The sequence below is a fragment of the Pseudomonas putida genome, from assembly GCF_025905425.1.
GTDB classification, from domain to species: domain Bacteria; phylum Pseudomonadota; class Gammaproteobacteria; order Pseudomonadales; family Pseudomonadaceae; genus Aquipseudomonas; species Aquipseudomonas putida_AF.
The window spans coordinates 5,225,187-5,244,172 of the sequence record NZ_CP109603.1; the positions used below are offsets into that span (position 1 = coordinate 5,225,187).

Here is an 18,986-nt window from a genome sequence, read left to right on the forward strand (position 1 = left end):
TACTCAGTGGGAGCGGGCTTGCCCCGCGAAGAGGCCCTGTCAGGCTGGCACAGCTTCAGCAACTGCCTCCCTTTCCCACACCCGATGCCCTTCAACCGCTTTGACAAAGGCATCCACGGTCTTCTGGTCATCCCCCAGCAACAGGCCCTTGTCCTCCTTGAGCCCCAAGCTGCCCAGCAATGCCTTGCCTTCCTTGGCCAATGCGATCGCCTTCAGATGCTTGTAGCCCTCAAGCAGGAAGTGCTTGGCCAGGCCGCTGGCACCCAATGCGTCCAATGACGCCTTGCCCGCCGGCACCAGAATCCCGTCGAACATGATCGAAGGCATACCCTCCATCGACGCATCCACCGGCAGCTGCTTGCCTTGGGCGGTTTTAACCGGCGCCGAACTCGGCCCCAGCACCAGAATGCGCGCACTGTGGGCTTCAAGCGCCTTGACCAGTTGATCGACACTCGCCCCATCCACGCCGTCGGCCACCAGCACAGCGATCTTGCGGCCTTTGATACCGACATCCCCTGGGTGATTCATCTGGCTCAAGACAGGTGATTGCGCCAACTTGCTGCCTTTGACCTGCACCGTGCCAGCCTTGGGCGCAGGCAGGCCGAGGTTGGCTGCCACAGCCGCCGCCAGCTTCAGGTCGATGTTGGCCAGAATCTCGTTCACCTCACGCACGCGGATATGCTCGCGCTCCACTTTGCCCAGCTCGAAGCTGTAGGCCTTGATGATGTGCTGCTGCTCATTGGGGCTCATGCTCTGGAAGAACAGACGCGCCTGCGAAAAGTGGTCACCGAATGACTCGCTGCGCTGCCGGATTTTCACCGCATCGATGCGCTCCTGATAACTTTCGAAGCCGCCATCCTGGGCAGCGGCAGGGGTTTCTTTAGGCCAGCCGCCGTCAATCGAGTTTGGCTCGTAAGACGCACGGCCCTTGTGGATAGTCTGCCGGTGCAGCGCGTCACGTTGATTATTGTGGTTCGGCGCCACCGGGCGGTTGATCGGGATTTCATGGAAGTTAGGCCCGCCCAGGCGGCTCAGTTGGGTGTCGGTGTAGGAGAACAACCGGCCCTGCAGCAGCGGGTCATTGGAAAAGTCGATGCCCGGCACGATATGCCCAGGGCAGAACGCGACCTGCTCGACTTCGGCAAAGAAGTTGTCGGGGTTACGGTTGAGCACCATTTTGCCCAACGGCGTAACCGGCACCAGTTCCTCGGGGATAATCTTGGTGGGGTCGAGCAGGTCGAATTCGAACTTGTGTTCATCAGCTTCCGGCACGATCTGTACACCCAGCTCCCACTCAGGGTAATCACCGGTCTCGATCGCTTCGCGAAGGTCGCGACGGTGGAAGTCGGTGTCCTTGCCCGCAAGCTTTTGCGCCTCGTCCCACAGCACCGAGTGCACGCCTTGGCGCGGTTTCCAGTGAAACTTGACGAAGCTCGCCACCCCTTCGGCATTGATCAGGCGGAAGGTGTGCACGCCAAAACCCTCCATCATCCGTAGGCTGCGAGGTATCGCACGGTCGGACATGGCCCAGATGACCATGTGCGCCGACTCCGGCACCAGCGAGACAAAATCCCAAAAGGTGTCATGGGCCGAGCCACCGGTGGGCATCTCGTTGTGCGGCTCGGGTTTGACCGCATGCACGAAGTCAGGGAACTTGATCGCATCCTGGATGAAGAACACCGGCATGTTATTGCCTACCAGGTCGAAATTGCCTTCATCTGTGTAGAACTTGACGGCAAAACCACGCACATCGCGCACCGTGTCGCCCGAACCGCGCGGGCCCTGCACCGTGGAAAAGCGCACGAACACCGGGGTGATCTTCTCGGGGTCCTGCAGGAAACCGGCCTTGGTCAGTTCGGCGTGGTTACCGTAACTCTGGAAATAACCATGGGCGCCGGTGCCCCGGGCATGGACGATGCGTTCAGGGATACGCTCATGATCGAAGTGAGTGATCTTCTCGCGCATGATGAAGTCTTCGAGCAGCGAAGGCCCGCGTGGCCCGGCCTTGAGGCTGTTCTGGTTGTCAGCGATCTTCACACCTTGATTGGTCCGCAGCGCCTGGCCCGTAGCATCGCTGCGCACACCCTCCAGGCTCTGCAATTTGGTATTGGTATTGGCATGATCGGGGCTGTTGACCCCGGCGGCCTGGCTTTCTTTGGGCGCATCAACTTTCTTGCTAGGCATGGTCGGCTTTCCTCATCAGTCATCAGGCTTGCCCGTGAGGGCTTGTTCAAGTAGTGACTGGAGCGCGATTGCCTGCGTTCAATAAGCTTTACCGGTTGTCGCGTTATGCCAGATGGGTTGGTGCATTACGAAATAAATGCTAAGAACAGCTATGGGAAAAGGCTAAAATGCGCCACCCCAGCTAACCGCTGACCCAAAATTCCATGCGCCCCACAAGGTTCGCTACGTGATCGAGTTCCAACATGTACACAAGACCTACCGCGTCGCCGGTAGGGAAATCCCCGCCCTCAACCCGACCAGCCTGACCATCGAAGATGGCCAGGTGTTCGGCCTGATCGGCCACTCCGGCGCTGGCAAAAGCACCATGCTGCGCCTGATCAACCGCCTCGAAGAGCCTTCGGGCGGCAAGATCATCGTCGATGGTGAGGACGTCACCGCGTTCAATGCCAACCAGCTGCGCGGCTTCCGCCAGCAAGTCGGGATGATTTTCCAGCACTTCAACCTGCTGGCATCCAAGACCGTGGCCGACAACGTGGCCCTGCCATTGACCCTGGCTGGCGAGCTGTCGCGCAGCGAGATCGACAAGCGCGTCACCGAGCTGCTGGCCCGCGTCGGCTTGCAAGACCACGCCAAGAAGTACCCCGCGCAGCTGTCCGGCGGCCAGAAGCAGCGCGTCGGCATTGCCCGCGCCCTGTCCACCAACCCGAAGATCCTGCTGTGCGACGAGGCCACCAGTGCCCTCGACCCGCAGACCACTGCGTCGGTGCTGCAACTGTTGGCCGAGATCAACCGTGAGCTGAAGCTGACCATCGTCCTGATCACCCACGAAATGGACGTGATCCGCCGGGTCTGCGACCGCGTGGCGGTCATGGATGCCGGGCTGATCGTCGAGCAGGGCTCGGTGGCCGATGTATTCCTGCACCCGCAGCACCCGACCACCAAGCGTTTCGTCCAGGAGGACGAACAGGTCGATGAAGGCGAGCAGCGCGATGACTTCGCCCACGTGCCGGGGCGCATCGTGCGCCTGACGTTCCAGGGCGACGCTACCTACGCGCCGCTGCTGGGCACTGTCGCCCGCGAAACCGGTGTCGACTACAGCATCCTGGCCGGGCGTATCGACCGCATCAAGGATGTCCCCTATGGGCAGCTGACCCTGGCCGTCACCGGCGGCGACATGGAAGCGGCATTCGACCGCTTCAAGGCAGCTGACGTACATATGGAGGTACTGCGTTGATGGACGCCCTGAATTTCTTTGCCAACGTCGATTGGGCCGAAATCTGGCTGGCCACCCTCGACACCATGACCATGCTGTTCGGCTCGCTGTTCTTCACCGTGTTGCTGGGCCTGCCGCTGGGCGTGCTGCTGTTCCTCTGCGGCCCGCGCCAGATGTTCGAGCAGAAGGGTGTGTATGCGCTGCTGTCGCTGGTCGTCAACATCCTGCGTTCGCTGCCGTTCATCATCCTGCTGATCGTGATGATCCCGTTCACCGTGCTGATCACCGGCACCTCGCTGGGCGTCGCCGGCGCCATTCCGCCGCTGGTGGTCGGGGCCACGCCGTTCTTCGCGCGCCTGGTCGAAACCGCCCTGCGTGAAGTGGACCGCGGCATCATCGAGGCCACCCAGTCGATGGGCGCTACCACGCGCCAGATCATCACCAGTGCCCTGCTGCCGGAAGCCCGCCCGGGCATCTTCGCGGCCATCACCGTCACCGCCATCACCCTGGTGTCGTACACCGCCATGGCCGGTGTGGTGGGCGCGGGCGGCCTGGGCGACCTGGCCATCCGCTTCGGCTACCAGCGCTTCCAGACCGATGTCATGGTCGTGACCGTGGTGCTGTTGCTGGTGCTGGTTCAGGTACTGCAGAGCGTGGGCGACAAACTGGTCGTGCATTTTTCCCGTAAGTAACCCCAATGGGGTCGGCCTGGCCGACCCGTTCGGGGGCCGTCGCGGCCCTCACAAGGAGTGATCAATGAAGAAGCTGCTTGCTGTCGCTGCCGCTGTCGCGGCCTTCTCGGCCCACGCCGATACCCTGACCGTCGCCGCCACCCCGGTGCCGCATGCCGAGATCCTCAACTTCGTCAAACCGCAGTTGGCGAAAGAGGGCGTAGAGCTGAAGGTCAAGGAGTTCACCGACTACATCCAGCCGAACGTGCAAGTTGCCGAGAAGCGCCTGGATGCCAACTTCTTCCAGCACCAGCCGTACCTCGATGAGTTCAACAAGGCCAAGGGAACCCAGCTGGTCAGCGTTGCCGGCGTGCACATCGAGCCGCTGGGCGTCTACTCGGCCAAGATCAAGAAGCTCGACGAGCTGTCCTCCGGCGCTACCGTGGTCATCCCCAACGACGCCACCAACGGTGGCCGCGCCCTGCTGCTGCTGGACAAGGCTGGCGTGATCAAGCTCAAGGACAACAAAAACATCCTGTCGACCGTGAAGGACGTTGCCGAGAACCCGAAGAACATCAAGTTCCGTGAGCTGGAAGCGGCCACCATCCCGCGCGTGCTGACCCAGGTCGATGCCGCCCTGATCAACACCAACTACGCGCTGGAAGCCAAGCTGAACCCTGAGAAGGACGCGCTGGCCATCGAAGGCAGCGACTCGCCTTACGTGAACATCCTGGTTGCCCGCCCGGACAACAAAGACTCGCAAGACATGAAGAAACTGGCGGCCGCGCTGCACTCGCCAGAGGTGAAGCAGTTCATCCTCGAGAAGTACAAAGGGGCGGTAGTGCCGGCGTTCTAAGCCGTTAAATTGCGCTGGATGCTTCGCGGGGCAAGCCCGCTCCCACAGGCAACTCACTGTATTCAAGCTCAGTGGGGTACCTGTGGGAGCGGGCTTGCCCCGCGAAGCTTTTCAGGCCTGCATCAATCCCGCTTTACCAGCCCCGGCAACTTCCACAGGCAACTCACTATATTCAAGCTCAGTGGGATACCTGTGGGAGCGGGCTTGCCCCGCGAAGCTTTTCAGGCCTGCATCAATCCCGCTTTACCAGCCCCGGCAACTCCCACAGGCAACTCACTGTATTCAAGCTCAGTGGGGTAGTTGTGGGAGCGGGCTTGCCCCGCGAAGCTTTTCAGGCCTGCATCAATCCCGCTTTACCAGCCCCGGCAACTCCCACAGGCAACTCACCGTATTCAAGCTCAGTGGGGTAGTTGTGGGAGCTGGCTTGCCCCGCGAAGCTTTTCAGGCCTGCATCAATCCCGCTTTACCAACCCCGGCAACTCCCACAGGCAACTCACCGTATTCAAGCTCAGTGGGGTAGTTGTGGGAGCTGGCTTGCCCCGCGAAGCTTTTCAGGCCTGCATCAATCCCGCTTTACCAACCCCGGCAACTGCGCCACCAGCTTCTGGTTGTTGAACGGCGCACGAATGAACCCGCGCTGACGCCCATCCGGCCCGACAATCGCCAGGTTGCCGCTGTGATCCACGGTATACCCAGGCTTGCTGGTATCGGCCGGAATGAACGGAATGCTCAAGGCATTGGCCAGTTTCTGGGTGTCTTCGATCGACCCCGCCACCCCGACAAAATCTTTGTCGAAGTAGCCCAGGTACTGCTTGAGCTGGTTCGGCGTATCGCGATTCGGGTCCACGCTCACCAGCACCACCTGCAAACGGTCCACGGCTTCCTTGGGCAGTTCGCTCTTCACCTGACGCAACTGGGCCAACGTGGTTGGGCAGATGTCCGGGCAGTAGGTGTAGCCGAAGAACAGCAACGACCACTTGCCCTTCAGATCATCCAGCGCCACGGGCTGGCCGTCCTGGTTGGTCATGGTCACGTTCGCCACCGTACGGCTCTGCGGCAAGAGGATGATGCCGGCATCGATCAGTTCGGTCGGGTTTGGCTGATCGCGGCCATTGAGCACCTTGTTGACGGTCAGGCCCAGGATCAACGCGACCAGGGCGACGAGGATGAAGACGGTTTTCTGGGTTCGGGTCATAGATTCAGCAACAAGTAGTGGTCAATGAGCAACGCGATGAAAAGCGCGAACAAGTAGCCGATAGAGTACTTGAAGGTGCCGATCGCCGCGTGCGGCCGGCTGCCACGGTACAACACCCAGGCCCACTGCAGGAAGCGCAGGCCCAGGGCGAGGGCACACGCCAGGTACAACGGGCCGCTCATGTGGATGGCATAGGGCAGCAGGCTCACCGCCAGCAGAATCAGGGTGTAGAGCAGGATATGCAGCGCGGTGTAGCGCTCGCCGTGGGTCACCGGCAACATCGGGATATCGGCCTTGGCGTATTCCGCCTTGCGGTGGATGGCCAGGGCCCAGAAGTGCGGCGGGGTCCAGGCGAAGATGATCAGCACCAGCAACAAGGGCTCGGCACTGAGATGGCCGCTGACCGCCACCCAGCCAAGCAGTGGCGGCGCCGCGCCGGCCAGGCCGCCAATCACGATGTTCTGCGGCGTGGCACGCTTCAGAAAGCCGGTGTAGAGCACCGCATAGCCCAGCAGCGAAGCCAGAGTCAGCCAGGCGGTCAGGGCGTTGGTGAACACCAGCAGCAGTGCCATGCCCAGCAATGCCAGGGCCAATGCAAAGGCCAGCGCGGGCAGCGGCGCGACCCGGCCTGTGGCCAGCGGCCGTTTGTGGGTGCGCGCCATCAAGGCGTCGATGCGCCGGTCCACTATGTGGTTGACCACCGCCGCGCCACCCGCACACAGGCCAATGCCCAGGTTGCCGAACAACAGCACGCTCCAGGCAACGCCTGCGCGGCTGGCGAGGAACATGCCTGCCAGGGAGGTGATCAACATCAGCACCACCACCTTGGGTTTGGTCAGTTCCAGATAGTCGCGCCAACCTGCCCGCTGTGCGTTTAGAAGCGTCGCCACGAATCGTTCCTCATAGGGTGGGAGATATCCACGCCCACCACCGGTGTCAGGCGCCAGCCATGGCCGACGCGCACTTTATCGACCACGCGGATGCGATAATTCACCAGCACCATGCTCAGTAACAGCATGGCCCCACCCGCGTTGTGGGCCACTGCCACGCCCAGCGGCAGGTGGAACAGCACGTTGCTGATGCCCAGGCCGACCTGCACGGCCAAGGCCAACAGCACCAGCCGCGCCAGGCCAGAAAGGCCGCAGCGGTACAGCTTGAAGCTCAGCATCAGCAGCACCGCACTGACCAGCAAGGCGCCCAGCCGGTGGCTGATGTGGATGGCCGTGCGCGCATCGCTGTCCAGTTGGCCGCCCAGGTAGTTGGGCCCGACGTGCTGGGTCAGGTGGAAGCCGTTGCTGAAGTCCGCCGCTGGCCACCATTGGCCATGGCAGGTGGGCAGGTCGATACAGGCGACCGCGGCATAATTGGCGCTGACCCAGCCACCCAGGGCGATCTGGCCGATCACCACCAGCAACGCCAGGGCCGCGATCCGGCGCAGGCTCAGCGGTAGTTTCGGCAACGGCGCAAAGGCCCGAGATAGACGCAGAGACAGCAAGAATAGCAGGCTCAAGGTGGTGAACCCGCCCAGCAGGTGCGCGGTGACGACTTGCGGCCAGAGCTTGAGGGTTACCGTCCACATGCCGAACGCCGCCTGGGCCAACACCACCGCCAGCAACAGCACCGGCAAGCGGTAGGGCTGGCCATCACGCGCATGCCGGCGCACGGCCTGCAAGGCCAGCCAGGCAATCACCAGCGCCAGAGTACCGGCGAAATAGCGATGGACCATCTCGGCCCAGCCCTTGGCGGCTTCCACCGGGTGCTCGGGGAAATGCACTTCGGCATGGGCCAGCTGGGCGTCGGTCTTGGGCACACTGATGAAGCCATAGCAGCCTGGCCAATCGGGGCAGCCCAGGCCCGCGTGGGTCAGGCGGGTATAGGCACCGAGCAAAACGACCACCAGTGCCAGCAGGGTGGCGAACACAGCAAGGCGCATTCCAGGTCTGGCCATGACAGGCTCCTAGCCGATGTTGGACAGCTTGAGCAGGTGGCGCAGGTCGTCCAGCACGTGCTTGCCGTTGACCTTGGCGTCGTAGCGCAACACCAGGTTGCCGTGCGGGTCGACGATCCACAGCTGCGGGCCGAGCTCACCGACCTTGTTCAGGTAGCGCTGAGCATCCAGCGGGTAGCGTTGCAACTGCGGGTACTCACGGCCGAGCAACGCCTGGTAGTCGCCGCTCAACGGCTGCGCGGCAGCCAGCGCGTGGCTGGCGCGGCCGGCATCACGGCCCAGGCCAACTTGTATCTGCCGAGTCAGGTACACCAGGCGCTGGCAGTCTTCGGCGCAGGCCTCGGGGGTGCTGACCAACACTTGCCAGCGCGCGTCCTGGCCGTCGATGCCGATATCGCTGCGGCTTTCGCCGTTGCCGATCATCGCGCCGTGGTAGCTGCGGCCTTCCGGTACCCAGAACTTGAGCTTGTACATGCTGGTGGCCAGGATCATCGGGCCGAGCACGACCAGCAAAATCAGAATCAGCTGCAAACGCCCACGGGCTCGGGGCTTGCTGCGTTCAGGCAGGTCCAGTGGAGTGGCGGTGGCCATGGCGTTTCTCCTTGTTTTGGTGCCAGCCGAAATAGAGGTAAAGCAGAACCAGAGCGGTAGCCAGGGCAAACCACTGCACGGCGTAGCCCACGTGTTTTTCCGGGCCCATGGCGACGACCGGCCAGCCCAGGCGATAGCTCGCCGGGCCGGGCTCCAGGCGTAGTTCGTGGGCGAAGCCTTCGCGATCAAGCTGTTGCCATAGCTGCGCGGCATCGATAGCAGTCAGCAGGTGCGGCCATTGCCCGCCGATGGGGTCCGGGCGCAGTTGGAAGGTGCTGCCAGGCGCGACATACACCGAAGCATCCAGGGCCAAGGGCTGCGACGGGGTATCAACGTGCACAGGCACGCGGCGGTCCGGCCACGGCAACCAGCCGCGATTGACCAGCAACCACAGGCCGCTGGCCTGGTCATGGAAGGGCTGCAACAGCTCGACACCGGCCTCGCCGTCGCGCATGCGGTTGTCCAGCAGCAGGCTGTGTTCGCCATCGAAACGGCCGTACAGGTGCACGCGGCGGTAAGCGGCATCATCGCTGTGCTGCAACTGGGCAGTGGAGAGTGGCGCATCAAGGCTGCGCTCGGCATAGGTCGCCAGCAACGCGCGCTTTTCGTCGGCGCGGCCCAGTTGCCAGCAGCCGAGCGCGACCAGCCCCGGCAGCAGCGCAAGCACCACCAGGGTCGGTACCCAGCCTGGGCGAAACGGCTTCACAGGCGCCTCGCTATACTTATCCACATCACCGCATCCCCCCGGAGAAGCGCCATGCTCAAGGCCGCGATTGTCCTGATGCTGTTGGCCACGGTTGCCAGCCTGTTCAGTGGCCTGGTGTTCCTGGTCAAGGACGATGAAAACTCGACCCGCTTGCTGAAGGCACTGACCGTGCGCGTGACCCTGGCGGCTCTGACCATAGGGCTGGTGGCCTACGGTTTCATCAGTGGCCAACTGGTGTCACACGCCCCGTTTTGAACCTATATCGCCTTGACTGGCCCCGCCTTTGTGGGAGCGGCCTTGTGTCGCGAAAGGGCTGCACAGCAGCCCCAGCAATTTATGCATTTGTGCTAAGCCCCTGGGGCTGCTGTGCAGCCCTTTCGCGACACAAGGCCGCTCCCACATGTGTCAAAGCACATAAACAAAGATAAACAGCCCCACCCACACCACATCGACGAAGTGCCAATACCAGCTGGCCGCCTCGAAACCGAAGTGCTTGTCGGGGTTGAAGTGCCCGCGCAGGATACGCACGAACATCACGATCAAGATGATCGTGCCCAGCGTCACGTGGGCACCGTGAAAGCCGGTGAGCATGAAGAAGGTCGCGCCATAGATCCCCGACCCCAGCGTCAGCCCCAGCTTGGTATAAGCCTCGTGGTACTCGTAGGCCTGCAACGTGATGAAGCTGATCCCCAGCACGATGGTCAGTGCCATCCACAGTTTCAGCGCGCCCCGGTGATCACGCCGCAGGGCGTGGTGGGCAATGGTGATGGTCACACTCGAACTGACCAGCAGAATGGTGTTGATCAGCGGCAAGTGCCAAGGGTCGATAACCTCCTTGGGCGGCGGGAACAGTTTCGGGTCCGGGGTATGCAGCAACGGCCAGGCGAACTCGAAGCTCGGCCACAGCATATGCGCGACGCCCTTGGCCCCTTCACCGCCAAGCCAAGGCCCGGCCAGTACGCGTACGTAGAACAGCGCACCGAAAAAGGCCAGGAAGAACATCACCTCCGAAAAGATGAACCAACTCATGCCCCAACGGAACGAGCGGTCCAGTTGCGGGCTGTACAACCCACCACGGCTCTCTTTCACCACCGCACCGAACCAGCCGAACAGCATGTAGGCCAGGCACAGCGCGCCGACGAAGAAAATCAGCGGCCCATGGGAGTCGGGGTGCCCGGCCTTCATGTCGTTGAACCAGGTGCCCAGGCCGAACACTGTGATGAACATGCCGATTGTCGCGATGATCGGCCACTTGCTCTGCGCCGGAACGTAGTAGTGCTCATGACTTGCCATTGCTGTTCTCCTTCCCTTAACGGGCGCCCTGGACGTCCTGGGCCGCAACATGCGCGACCGGCGGGTGGCGAGCGGTGATGTCGAACAAGGTGTAGGCCAGTGTCAGGTGCTTCACGCTGGCCGGCAGGTCGCGGTCAACGATAAAGCGCACCGGCATCTCGATGCGTTCGCCGGGCTGCAGCACCTGCTGGGTAAAGCAGAAGCACTCGGTCTTGTGGAAGTACGCCGCGGCCTCGGCCGGGGTGATGCTGGGTATCGCCTGGGCACTCATCGGCCGGTCGGTCGGGTTGCGGGCCACGAAGATCATCTGGTTGACCGCACCCGGGTTGACGTCGATCTGGTCGGCCGTGGAGTAGAAGTCCCAGACCATGTCGCTGGCGTTGGTCGACATGAACTGCACCCGCACCGAACGCGACGGGTCGCTGACCTGGCTGCCCTCATACTGGCCGCCGGTCTTGCCATTGATGCCGAAGGCCTTGCACATCACGTCATAGATCGGCACCAGGGCGAAACCGAAGGCGAACATCACCACCGTCAGCATCAGCAGGCGCGTGACCAGGCGTTTGAGCGACAGGCCGTTCATGGCTATTTCACATCCGGTGGCGTCTGGAAGGTGTGGTAAGGCGCAGGCGAGGGGACAGACCACTCCAGGCCCTCGGCACCGTCCCAGGGTTTGGCCGGCGCCGGCGCGCCGCCACGGATGCACTTGATGACGATGAACAGGAAGAAGATCTGCGTGGCGCCGAACATGAATGCCCCGATCGAGGAGACCATGTTGAAATCGGCGAACTGCAGGTTGTAGTCCGGAATACGCCGTGGCATGCCGGCCAGGCCAACGAAATGCATGGGGAAGAAGGCCATGTTCATGCCGACGAACGACAGCCAGAAGTGCAGCTTGCCGAGGGTTTCGTCATACATGTGCCCGGTCCATTTCGGCAGCCAGTAGTAGGCCGAGGCGAAGATGCCGAAGATCGCCCCCGGTACCAGCACATAGTGGAAGTGCGCAACCACAAAGTACGTGTCGTGGTACTGGAAGTCCGCCGGCGCGATGGCCAGCATCAACCCGGAGAACCCACCGATGGTAAACAGGATGACGAAGGCGATGGCGAACAGCATCGGCGTTTCGAAGGTCAGCGACCCTTCCCACATGGTGCTGACCCAGTTGAACACCTTCACCCCAGTGGGCACGGCGATGAGCATGGTGGCGTACATGAAGAACAGTTCGCCCACCACCGGGATGCCGACCACGAACATGTGGTGCGCCCAGACGATGAACGACAAGAAGGCGATCGCCCCGGTGGCGTAGACCATCGAGGTGTAACCGAACAACGGCTTGCGCGAGAACGCCGGGATGATCGAGCTGACCGCGCCGAAGGCCGGCAGGATCATGATGTACACCTCGGGGTGGCCGAAGAACCAGAACACGTGCTGGAACAGCACCGGGTCACCGCCACCGGCCGCGCTGAAGAAGCTGGTGCCGAAGTGGATGTCCATCAGCATCATGGTCACCACACCGGCCAGTACGGGCATCACCGCAATCAGCAGGAACGCGGTGATCAGCCAGGTCCAGACGAACAGCGGCATTTTCATCAAGGTCATGCCGGGGGCACGCAGGTTGAGGATGGTGGCGATCACGTTGATCGCCCCCATGATCGAGCTGATGCCCATCAGGTGGATGGCAAAGATGAAAAAGGTCACGCTGGCCGGGGCATAGGTGGTCGACAGCGGGGCGTAGAAGGTCCAGCCGAAGTTCGGCCCGCCACCAGGGCTGAACAGGGTCGAGACCAGCAGCAGGAAAGCCGCCGGCAGCAACCAGAAGCTGAAGTTGTTCATCCGCGGCAGGGCCATGTCCGGCGCGCCAATCATCAGCGGGATCATCCAGTTGGCCAGGCCGACGAAGGCCGGCATCACGGCGCCGAATACCATGATCAGCCCGTGCATGGTGGTCATCTGGTTGAAGAACGCAGGTTCGACGATCTGCAGCCCCGGCTGGAACAGCTCCGCGCGGATCACCATGGCGAACGAGCCACCGAGCAGGAACATGATGAAGGCGAACCACAGGTACATCGTGCCGATGTCCTTGTGGTTGGTGGTCAGCACCCAGCGCATCAAGCCCTTGGCCGGGCCGTGGGCGTGCTCATGGCCGTGGGCGTGGTCGTCGATCACTGCACTCATGTCCTGTCTCCTGCAATCCATTGATTGCCGCGCGTAACCCGGTTCATTGCGCTTCTGCCTGCTTGAGCGCCAGCACATCCTTCGGCGTGACCATATCGCCCTTGTTGTTGCCCCAGGCGTTGCGCTCGTAGGTGACCACGGCGGCGATATCGACTTCCGAGAGCTGTTTGCCGAACGCGGCCATGGCCGTGCCAGGCTTGCCGTGGAAGACGATGCTCAGGTGGCCTTCCTTCGGCCCGGTGGCGATCTTCGAGCCTTTGAGGGCCGGGAACATCGGCGGCAGGCCCTGGCCTTCGGCCTGGTGACAGGCCACGCAGGTGGTGTGGTAGACCTTGTCGCCTCGCGCAACCAACTCGTCGAGGGTCCACTCTTTGCTGGTCAGCTCCTTGAGCTTGGCCGCCTCGGCCTTGCGCTCACCGAGCCAGGTGTCGTAGTCGGCCTTGGACTTGACCTCGACCACCACCGGCATGAAGCCATGGTCCTTGCCGCACAGCTCGGTGCACTGGCCACGGTAGATGCCGGGCTTCTCGATGCGCGTCCAGGCCTCGTTGACGAAGCCTGGGATGGCATCACGCTTGACCGCAAACGCCGGCACCCACCAGGAATGGATCACGTCGGCGGCGGTTACCAGAAAGCGCACTTTCGCGCCCACCGGCAGCACCAGCGGCTGGTCGACTTCGAGCAGGTAGTGCTCGTCCTTGGGGGCCTTGTTATGGATCTGGTCGGCGGGGGTGGCCAGGTTGCTGAAGAACTCCACATCCTGGCCCAGGTACTTGTAGTGCCACTTCCACTGGTAGCCGGTGACCTGGATGTCGATGTCCGATTCGCTGGCATCGTAGATGTCGATCAGGGTCTTGGTCGCGGGGATGGCCATGGCCACCAGAATCAGGAACGGCACCACGGTCCACATGATTTCCACCCAGGTGTGCTCGTGGAAATGCGCAGCCTGCTGGCCGGTGGAACGGCGGTGGACGACCATGGACCAGAACATCGCGCCAAACACCACGATGCCGATGATCACGCAGATCCAGAAAATGGTCATGTGCAGGTCGAAGACGGCGTTGGAGACTTCCGTCGCCCCCGGGTGCATGTTGACGGTCCAGGCTGCGTTGGCCTGACCTAAAACCGTCCACAACAGGAGGCCCATCCAGACATGTGGATGTCGCATCATTGCGGGTTCCCCTTCTAATTCTTGTTGTCCCGGAGGCGTGGCCTGCGGCAAGAGGGAACGGCGGTCAAGACTGCCTGGCTTCGACGACCGAGCCCCTGCAAAAGCAGACGGGCCTCATCAACGAATCACGTTCAACGGGAGTATAGACAGCGACCAATGGCACGCAATGAAGCCTGTGAAATGAACTTCACGAAATTGCCGAATGCCCTGAAAACCGCGTGCTTGATAGGATATGGCCCAATAGTGGCATCCCGATATGCCAGAGCATGCACACGTTTGCGCGATTTATAACAAATACGTCTTAGGTATTCTGTATACCGAGCTAATTTAGTGTCTTCCGTTTGAAACGTAATGTCCCTGGAGTTGTCATGAACATCGCTGCGGTACGCGAGCAGATTAACCAAGCCCATCAACACGAAGGCCAGACCGGCCAATTGAAACAGCGTCTCGAGTTGCAACTGCCCCATCTGCACCCCTCGATTCAACTGCCTGAGCAGGACGCCCAGGGTACCTTGGCGCGTTTCGTCAGCGCCTACATCGACCAGGTTCCAGAGCTGCTGGAGGCTGCCCACGAGGTGGCCCGCGAAGCCGGTATCGAGTCGCAGATCAAGCCGGTACTGAAGATTGCCGAAGCTTATTTCCTGCAACCACCCAGCGTGATGCAGGGGCATGTGGGCCTGGATTGCCTGCTGGATGAGGCCTACCTGGCGCATCGCCTGGTGGAAGAGGTCAACGACCTGTATATCCGCCACTTCCAGCAGCCGTTGATTCCGTTCGACACCACGATGGCCAACCTGATTGCCCACCAACTGATCGGCGAGACGTTCGCCAACCAGCTCGATGAAGTGGTGCATCATTCGGTTGACGAGATGCTCAATGACGAGAGCTTTGCCGCAGAGACGGTGAAGGCTTACCGCGCGACTTTGTGCAGCCCCGAGACGGGCGCCGCCTGGAAGCGTTGGCCGTGCCTTTCGCGACAACTGGGTGTGGAGCTGGGCCAACCGGCCTGACATCCGGCATTGATGCTGGCTGCACCGGCCTCTTCGCGGGCAAGCCCGCTCCCCCAAAGGGTATGCAATTCACCCTGTGGGAGCGGGCTTGCCCGCGAAGAGGCCCGCTCAGGCAACACAACAGCTAAATAACCCCCGCCGTCGTCCGCAGCCGCCCTTCGATCCGCCGCTTCAATCGCCGCTGCTCGATCAGCAAGCGCGAGCCCTTGGCTGCATTGCTCCGGCCCCAGTCCTCAAGCAGTTCCAGGCACGAGTGGTCGATGTAGCTAAGGTTGCTCAAGGGCACATGCAGGGTGGTCCCTGCCGGCACGGTATCCAGCACCTGGGTCAGCGCCGGCACCTTGAGGAAAGTCGCCGCACCACTCAGACGCAGCTCCATGTGCCCGGGCTTGCCCAGGCTCACCAGGTTGATCTTCAACCGCGCCGCCTTGAACGCCAGCTTGAGTAAGGTCAAGGCAAAGCCCAGCAGCACGCCCGTCAGCAGGTCGGTGAAAATAATCGCCAGGGCAGTCGCTGCGTACGTAAACATCGGCATACGGCCATACCGGCGCAATCCACGAAACGCCTTGAAGTCCACCAATTTGACGCCGGTAAACACCAGCACACCCGCCAGGCTCGCCACCGGAATCTGCTGCAGCACGCTGCTCAACACCACGACGAACGCCAACAGCCATAGACCATGGAAGATCGCCGAGGCGCGGGTCTGCGCACCGGCCTGGACATTCGCCGAACTGCGCACGATCACCCCGGTCATCGGCAAGGCGCCCAGCACGCCGCACAGCATGTTGCCGATGCCTTGGGCCGACAGTTCCCGGTCGAAGTCCGAGCGCTGGCCGCTGTGCATACGGTCCACCGCAGCTGCCGACAGCAAGGTCTCGGCGCTGGCGATGAAGGCCAGGGCGAATGCGGCCACCAGCAGGGTCGGGTCGGCCAGGTTCATCAGATCATCCAGGCGTATCCAGTCGATGGCCTCAGAAAGGTCTGCCGGTACCTGAACCCGATTCACCGGCAAGGCCAGCCATAGGCTGATCAGCGTCATTGCCGCCACGCCCAGCAAGGCACCGGGAATGAAGCGCAGCTTCTGTGGCCGCAAGCGCTCCCAGCCCCACATCACCGCGATGGTGCCCAGGCCAAGAGCACCGGCTTGCCAGCCCGAACCTGCGCGTTCCAGTGGCAGGGCAGTGGCCAAGGTCGCAGGAAACGCCAGCAGGTTCTGCATGCCCGAGGGCTGCGGCGCCGTATCGAACATCACATGCACCTGCGACAGCACGATCAGCACGCCGATACCCGCCAGCATGCCGTACACCACCGCCGGTGCGGTCACGCGAAACCAGCAACCCAGGCGCAAGCGCCCAGCCAGCAATTGCAAAAGCCCGGCCAGCAGCAGAATCGGCCCAAGCATGGCCACACCGTGCTGGCGCACCAATTCGAACACCAGCACCGCCAAGCCGGCCGCCGGGCCGCTGACCTGCAGCGGCGAACCCGCCAGGAAGCCCACTACAATGCCGCCGATGATGCCGGTAATCAGGCCTTTGGCGGGCGGCATCCCCGACGCGATGGCGATCCCCATGCACAAGGGCAGGGCGACCAGAAATACCACCACCGATGCCAACAACTCTCGCGGCAAGGCCGCTTTCAACTGTGTAATGTTCACCGTGTTTCTCCATTTTCTGTTGCACGGCCATTCCTCTGGCCATGAGCACGTTGGCCCCTGACCGGCGCGCAGGCGCGGGCCGCCAGCAAGCACGCCGGCAGGGCAGTCAGGGAATTCAAGGCAGCCGAAGGCCGCGCCACACCCCTGCAGGGTGCAGCCGGCTATCAAGGTTCTAGCGGTGGATGGGTCGCTTAGTAGCGGCCTCTCGGGGTAGCGCAGGGGACTGGCTCGCCCGCAGCCAGGGGCAGGAAGCTGTCGCTGGCGGCGTCATACGCTTCGATCTTGCTGGTCTCGATGTCGTAGACCCAACCGTGGATGTACAGCTCACCCGCCGCCAGGCGCGAGGCGACCGAAGGGTGAGTGCGCAGGTGATGCAGCTGGGCGATGACGTTTTCTTTGGTCAGCACCTGCATGGTTTCGTGCTCGCTGCCACAGGAGCAGTTGTTCTCGACCACGGTGCGTGCCACTTCGGCGTGGCGCAGCCAGGCGGAAACGGTCGGCATCTTGGTCAGCGATTGCGGGTTGAGTACCGCACGCATCGCGCCGCAGTCAGAGTGGCCACAGACAATGATGTGGTGCACGCCCAGTGCCAGTACAGCGTATTCGATAGCGCTGGAAACGCCGCCGTTCATCTGGCCATACGGCGGCACTACGTTACCCACGTTACGGGTCACGAACAGGTCGCCTGGCGAACTTTGGGTAATCAGTTCGGGGACAATGCGCGAGTCGGCGCAGGTGATGAACATGGCGCGTGGCGTTTGCGCGGTGGCGAGCTTCTTGAACAGCTCTTGCTGGTCGGGGAAGACATCATGATGAAAGCGCAGGAAGCCGTCGACGATGTGCTTAAGAGCAGCATCGGCGCTCTCGGCGGGTACATCCGGAACGACCTTGGATGGGTCCTTGACGGGCATGATTCATCCTCTTGGCGGTGTGTAGGTAAGTCCATTTTACCGGTGAAAGATTCTGGCTATGCAGGGATTTAGATGACACGCACAGGCCACAGATCACAGTCTTCGTTGACTGATTGCCTACGCTAGCGGGGAAAACTTAACTGAAACTTAATTCGGAGGCTCTAGAACAGGCGTTCCAGATACATAAGGCGGGAGTTGAATAATAGCAAAAAAACATCAACTGCCAAGAGCCTGCAATAGAATTATGGAGTTGGATTAGTTGCACTAAGGATCAAAACAACGCCATCTGCCCGCCAGGCGGGCAGAACGCCGAGCAGTCCAGGGCTTGGGCTTCCCGCCCTTCAAACGCCAACCGTCGCGTGGCCTTGGCAAACCGTTGCGCCAACAGCTCGGCAAACACGCCCTCGCCCCGCATCCGCGCGCCAAAGCGGCTGTCATAAAGCTCGCCACCCCGGCTCTGGCGAATCAGGCTTAACACATGGGCCGCACGCTGGGGGTAATGGTCTTGCAGCCACTGCTCGAACAGCGGCGCCACCTCCAGCGGCAGGCGCAACATCATGTAGGCAGCGCTCTGCGCACCCGCTTCCTTTGCAGCCTCCAGCAGGCGCTCCAGTTCGCTGTCGTTGATCATTGGAATCATCGGCGAACACAACACCCCCACCGGCACCCCCGCCTCGCGCAGCACCCGAATCGCCCGCAACCGCGCCTTGGGTGATGCCGCACGGGGTTCGAGCACCCGCTTGAGGTCATCGTCCAGCGTCGTCAGGCTGATCATCACCCGTGCCAGGCGCTGGCTGGCCATCTCGGACAAAAGGTCGAGGTCACGCAGCACCAGTGACCCCTTGGTGACGATGGTCACTGGGTGGCGGAAGCGCAAGAGCACCTCAAGCAAGCGCCGGGTCAGCAGATGATCGCGCTCGATGGGCTGGTAAGGGTCGGTATTGGACCCCAGGTTGATGGGCGCGCAGACATAACCCGGCTTGCTCAGTTGTTGTTCGAGCACTTCGGCGGCGTTGGTCTTGGCGATCAGCTTGGTTTCGAAATCCAGCCCAGGGGAAAGGTCCCAATACGCGTGGGAGGGGCGGGCATAGCAGTAGATACAGCCGTGCTCGCAGCCTCGGTAGGGGTTGATGGAGCGGTCGAAGGGCAGGTCGGGCGAAGTATTGCGGCTGATGACCGTCTTGGCGGTCTCGATCCGCACTTCGGTACCTTGGGTGACCGGGACTTCCTGATACCAGCCGTCATCCTCCGCCACGCACGAGCGAGGGGCGAAGCGGTTGTGCGGATTGTGCGCCGTTCCACGGCCCTTTTGCGGTGTTTGAGGTTTCATGGCCTGCCTCATTACTGTATTTACATACAGTATACCGGCTAGCCTGATCGCTCCAGCACCTCTGGTCAGGGCACCATG

At 62.0% G+C, this 18,986-nt stretch carries 18 protein-coding genes; 5 read left to right on the top strand and 13 right to left on the bottom strand.

Translation table 11 applies throughout. The features are described from left to right. Window positions 1-39: 39 nt before the first annotated feature. The gene (katE, locus tag OGV19_RS23500; RefSeq protein WP_264310864.1) at window positions 40-2,184 is read right to left on the bottom strand and encodes a catalase HPII; all 2,145 of its coding nucleotides are present in this window, start codon (window positions 2,182-2,184) and stop codon (window positions 40-42) included. 226 nt (window positions 2,185-2,410) lie between these two features. Here katE and OGV19_RS23505 point away from each other — a divergent pair, with 226 nt between their 5' ends. The 3 genes from OGV19_RS23505 (at window position 2,411) to OGV19_RS23515 (ending at window position 4,924) form a co-directional block, all read left to right on the top strand. Continuing rightward, window positions 2,411-3,418 (top strand): methionine ABC transporter ATP-binding protein, encoded by a 1,008-nt coding sequence (locus tag OGV19_RS23505; RefSeq protein WP_264310865.1) that lies wholly within the window; start codon window positions 2,411-2,413, stop codon window positions 3,416-3,418. Then, window positions 3,418-4,089: a methionine ABC transporter permease gene (locus tag OGV19_RS23510; protein ID WP_264310866.1), complete on the top strand. Its 672-nt coding sequence runs from the start codon at window positions 3,418-3,420 to the stop codon at window positions 4,087-4,089. Before OGV19_RS23505 ends, OGV19_RS23510 begins: the two co-directional genes overlap by 1 nt. A 64-nt stretch (window positions 4,090-4,153) precedes the next feature. Next, complete coding sequence (locus OGV19_RS23515) at window positions 4,154-4,924, top strand: MetQ/NlpA family ABC transporter substrate-binding protein (RefSeq protein ID WP_264310867.1); 771 nt, start codon at window positions 4,154-4,156, stop codon at window positions 4,922-4,924. Window positions 4,925-5,486: 562 nt separating this feature from the next. Here the strand turns inward: OGV19_RS23515 and OGV19_RS23520 are convergent. The 5 genes from OGV19_RS23520 to OGV19_RS23540 are packed head-to-tail and all read right to left on the bottom strand — an operon-like array spanning window position 5,487 to window position 9,364. After that, the gene (locus OGV19_RS23520) at window positions 5,487-6,119 is read right to left on the bottom strand and encodes an SCO family protein (RefSeq protein ID WP_033702518.1); all 633 of its coding nucleotides are present in this window, start codon (window positions 6,117-6,119) and stop codon (window positions 5,487-5,489) included. After that, the gene (cyoE, locus tag OGV19_RS23525) at window positions 6,116-7,009 is read right to left on the bottom strand and encodes a heme o synthase (protein WP_264310868.1); all 894 of its coding nucleotides are present in this window, start codon (window positions 7,007-7,009) and stop codon (window positions 6,116-6,118) included. The genes OGV19_RS23520 and cyoE overlap by 4 nt, the downstream gene beginning before the upstream one ends. After that, complete coding sequence (locus tag OGV19_RS23530) at window positions 6,994-8,067, bottom strand: COX15/CtaA family protein (protein WP_264310869.1); 1,074 nt, start codon at window positions 8,065-8,067, stop codon at window positions 6,994-6,996. Before OGV19_RS23530 ends, cyoE begins: the two co-directional genes overlap by 16 nt. Window positions 8,068-8,076: 9 nt before the next feature. Further along, a complete protein-coding gene (locus tag OGV19_RS23535; protein WP_264310870.1) occupies window positions 8,077-8,658 on the bottom strand; it encodes a PA_0111/PP_0108 family redox-active disulfide protein in 582 nt (193 codons plus the stop codon). Continuing rightward, window positions 8,627-9,364 (bottom strand): SURF1 family protein, encoded by a 738-nt coding sequence (locus tag OGV19_RS23540; protein ID WP_264313994.1) that lies wholly within the window; start codon window positions 9,362-9,364, stop codon window positions 8,627-8,629. Before OGV19_RS23540 ends, OGV19_RS23535 begins: the two co-directional genes overlap by 32 nt. Window positions 9,365-9,415: 51 nt before the next feature. Between OGV19_RS23540 and OGV19_RS23545 the strand changes: the two genes are divergently transcribed. Beyond that, entirely contained in the window at window positions 9,416-9,619 is a 204-nt protein-coding gene (locus tag OGV19_RS23545) for a twin transmembrane helix small protein (RefSeq protein ID WP_027591992.1), read from the top strand. A 150-nt stretch (window positions 9,620-9,769) separates the two neighbouring features. Here the strand turns inward: OGV19_RS23545 and OGV19_RS23550 are convergent, their stop codons facing one another. The 4 genes from OGV19_RS23550 to coxB are packed head-to-tail and all read right to left on the bottom strand — an operon-like array spanning window position 9,770 to window position 14,003. Then, entirely contained in the window at window positions 9,770-10,657 is an 888-nt protein-coding gene (locus tag OGV19_RS23550; protein ID WP_264310871.1) for a cytochrome c oxidase subunit 3, read from the bottom strand. A 16-nt stretch (window positions 10,658-10,673) separates the two neighbouring features. Continuing rightward, window positions 10,674-11,240, bottom strand: coding sequence for a cytochrome c oxidase assembly protein (locus tag OGV19_RS23555; protein WP_264310872.1), 567 nt, complete (start codon window positions 11,238-11,240; stop codon window positions 10,674-10,676). Window positions 11,241-11,242: 2 nt separating this feature from the next. Continuing rightward, window positions 11,243-12,832 carry a cytochrome c oxidase subunit I gene (gene ctaD, locus OGV19_RS23560; RefSeq protein ID WP_264310873.1) on the bottom strand — a complete coding sequence of 530 codons (1,590 nt, stop codon included), beginning with the start codon at window positions 12,830-12,832 and terminating at the stop codon, window positions 11,243-11,245. A gap of 43 nt (window positions 12,833-12,875) precedes the next feature. Next, window positions 12,876-14,003 carry a cytochrome c oxidase subunit II gene (coxB, locus tag OGV19_RS23565; protein WP_264310874.1) on the bottom strand — a complete coding sequence of 376 codons (1,128 nt, stop codon included), beginning with the start codon at window positions 14,001-14,003 and terminating at the stop codon, window positions 12,876-12,878. A gap of 368 nt (window positions 14,004-14,371) precedes the next feature. Here coxB and OGV19_RS23570 point away from each other — a divergent pair, with 368 nt between their 5' ends. Further along, the gene (locus OGV19_RS23570; RefSeq protein WP_264310875.1) at window positions 14,372-15,013 is read left to right on the top strand and encodes a hypothetical protein; all 642 of its coding nucleotides are present in this window, start codon (window positions 14,372-14,374) and stop codon (window positions 15,011-15,013) included. Window positions 15,014-15,137: 124 nt separating this feature from the next. On the opposite strand, the gene OGV19_RS23575 is transcribed toward OGV19_RS23570, so the two are convergent. The 3 genes from OGV19_RS23575 to OGV19_RS23585 all read right to left on the bottom strand — a co-directional run bounded on the left by OGV19_RS23575 (window position 15,138) and on the right by OGV19_RS23585 (window position 18,908). After that, window positions 15,138-16,667 carry a SulP family inorganic anion transporter gene (locus tag OGV19_RS23575; RefSeq protein ID WP_264310876.1) on the bottom strand — a complete coding sequence of 510 codons (1,530 nt, stop codon included), beginning with the start codon at window positions 16,665-16,667 and terminating at the stop codon, window positions 15,138-15,140. Window positions 16,668-16,858: 191 nt separating this feature from the next. After that, window positions 16,859-17,578 (bottom strand): carbonic anhydrase, encoded by a 720-nt coding sequence (locus tag OGV19_RS23580; RefSeq protein WP_264310877.1) that lies wholly within the window; start codon window positions 17,576-17,578, stop codon window positions 16,859-16,861. Between the two features lie 271 nt (window positions 17,579-17,849). Then, window positions 17,850-18,908, bottom strand: a complete 1,059-nt coding sequence (locus OGV19_RS23585; RefSeq protein ID WP_264310878.1) for a PA0069 family radical SAM protein — start codon at window positions 18,906-18,908, stop codon at window positions 17,850-17,852. Window positions 18,909-18,986 lie beyond the last annotated feature (78 nt).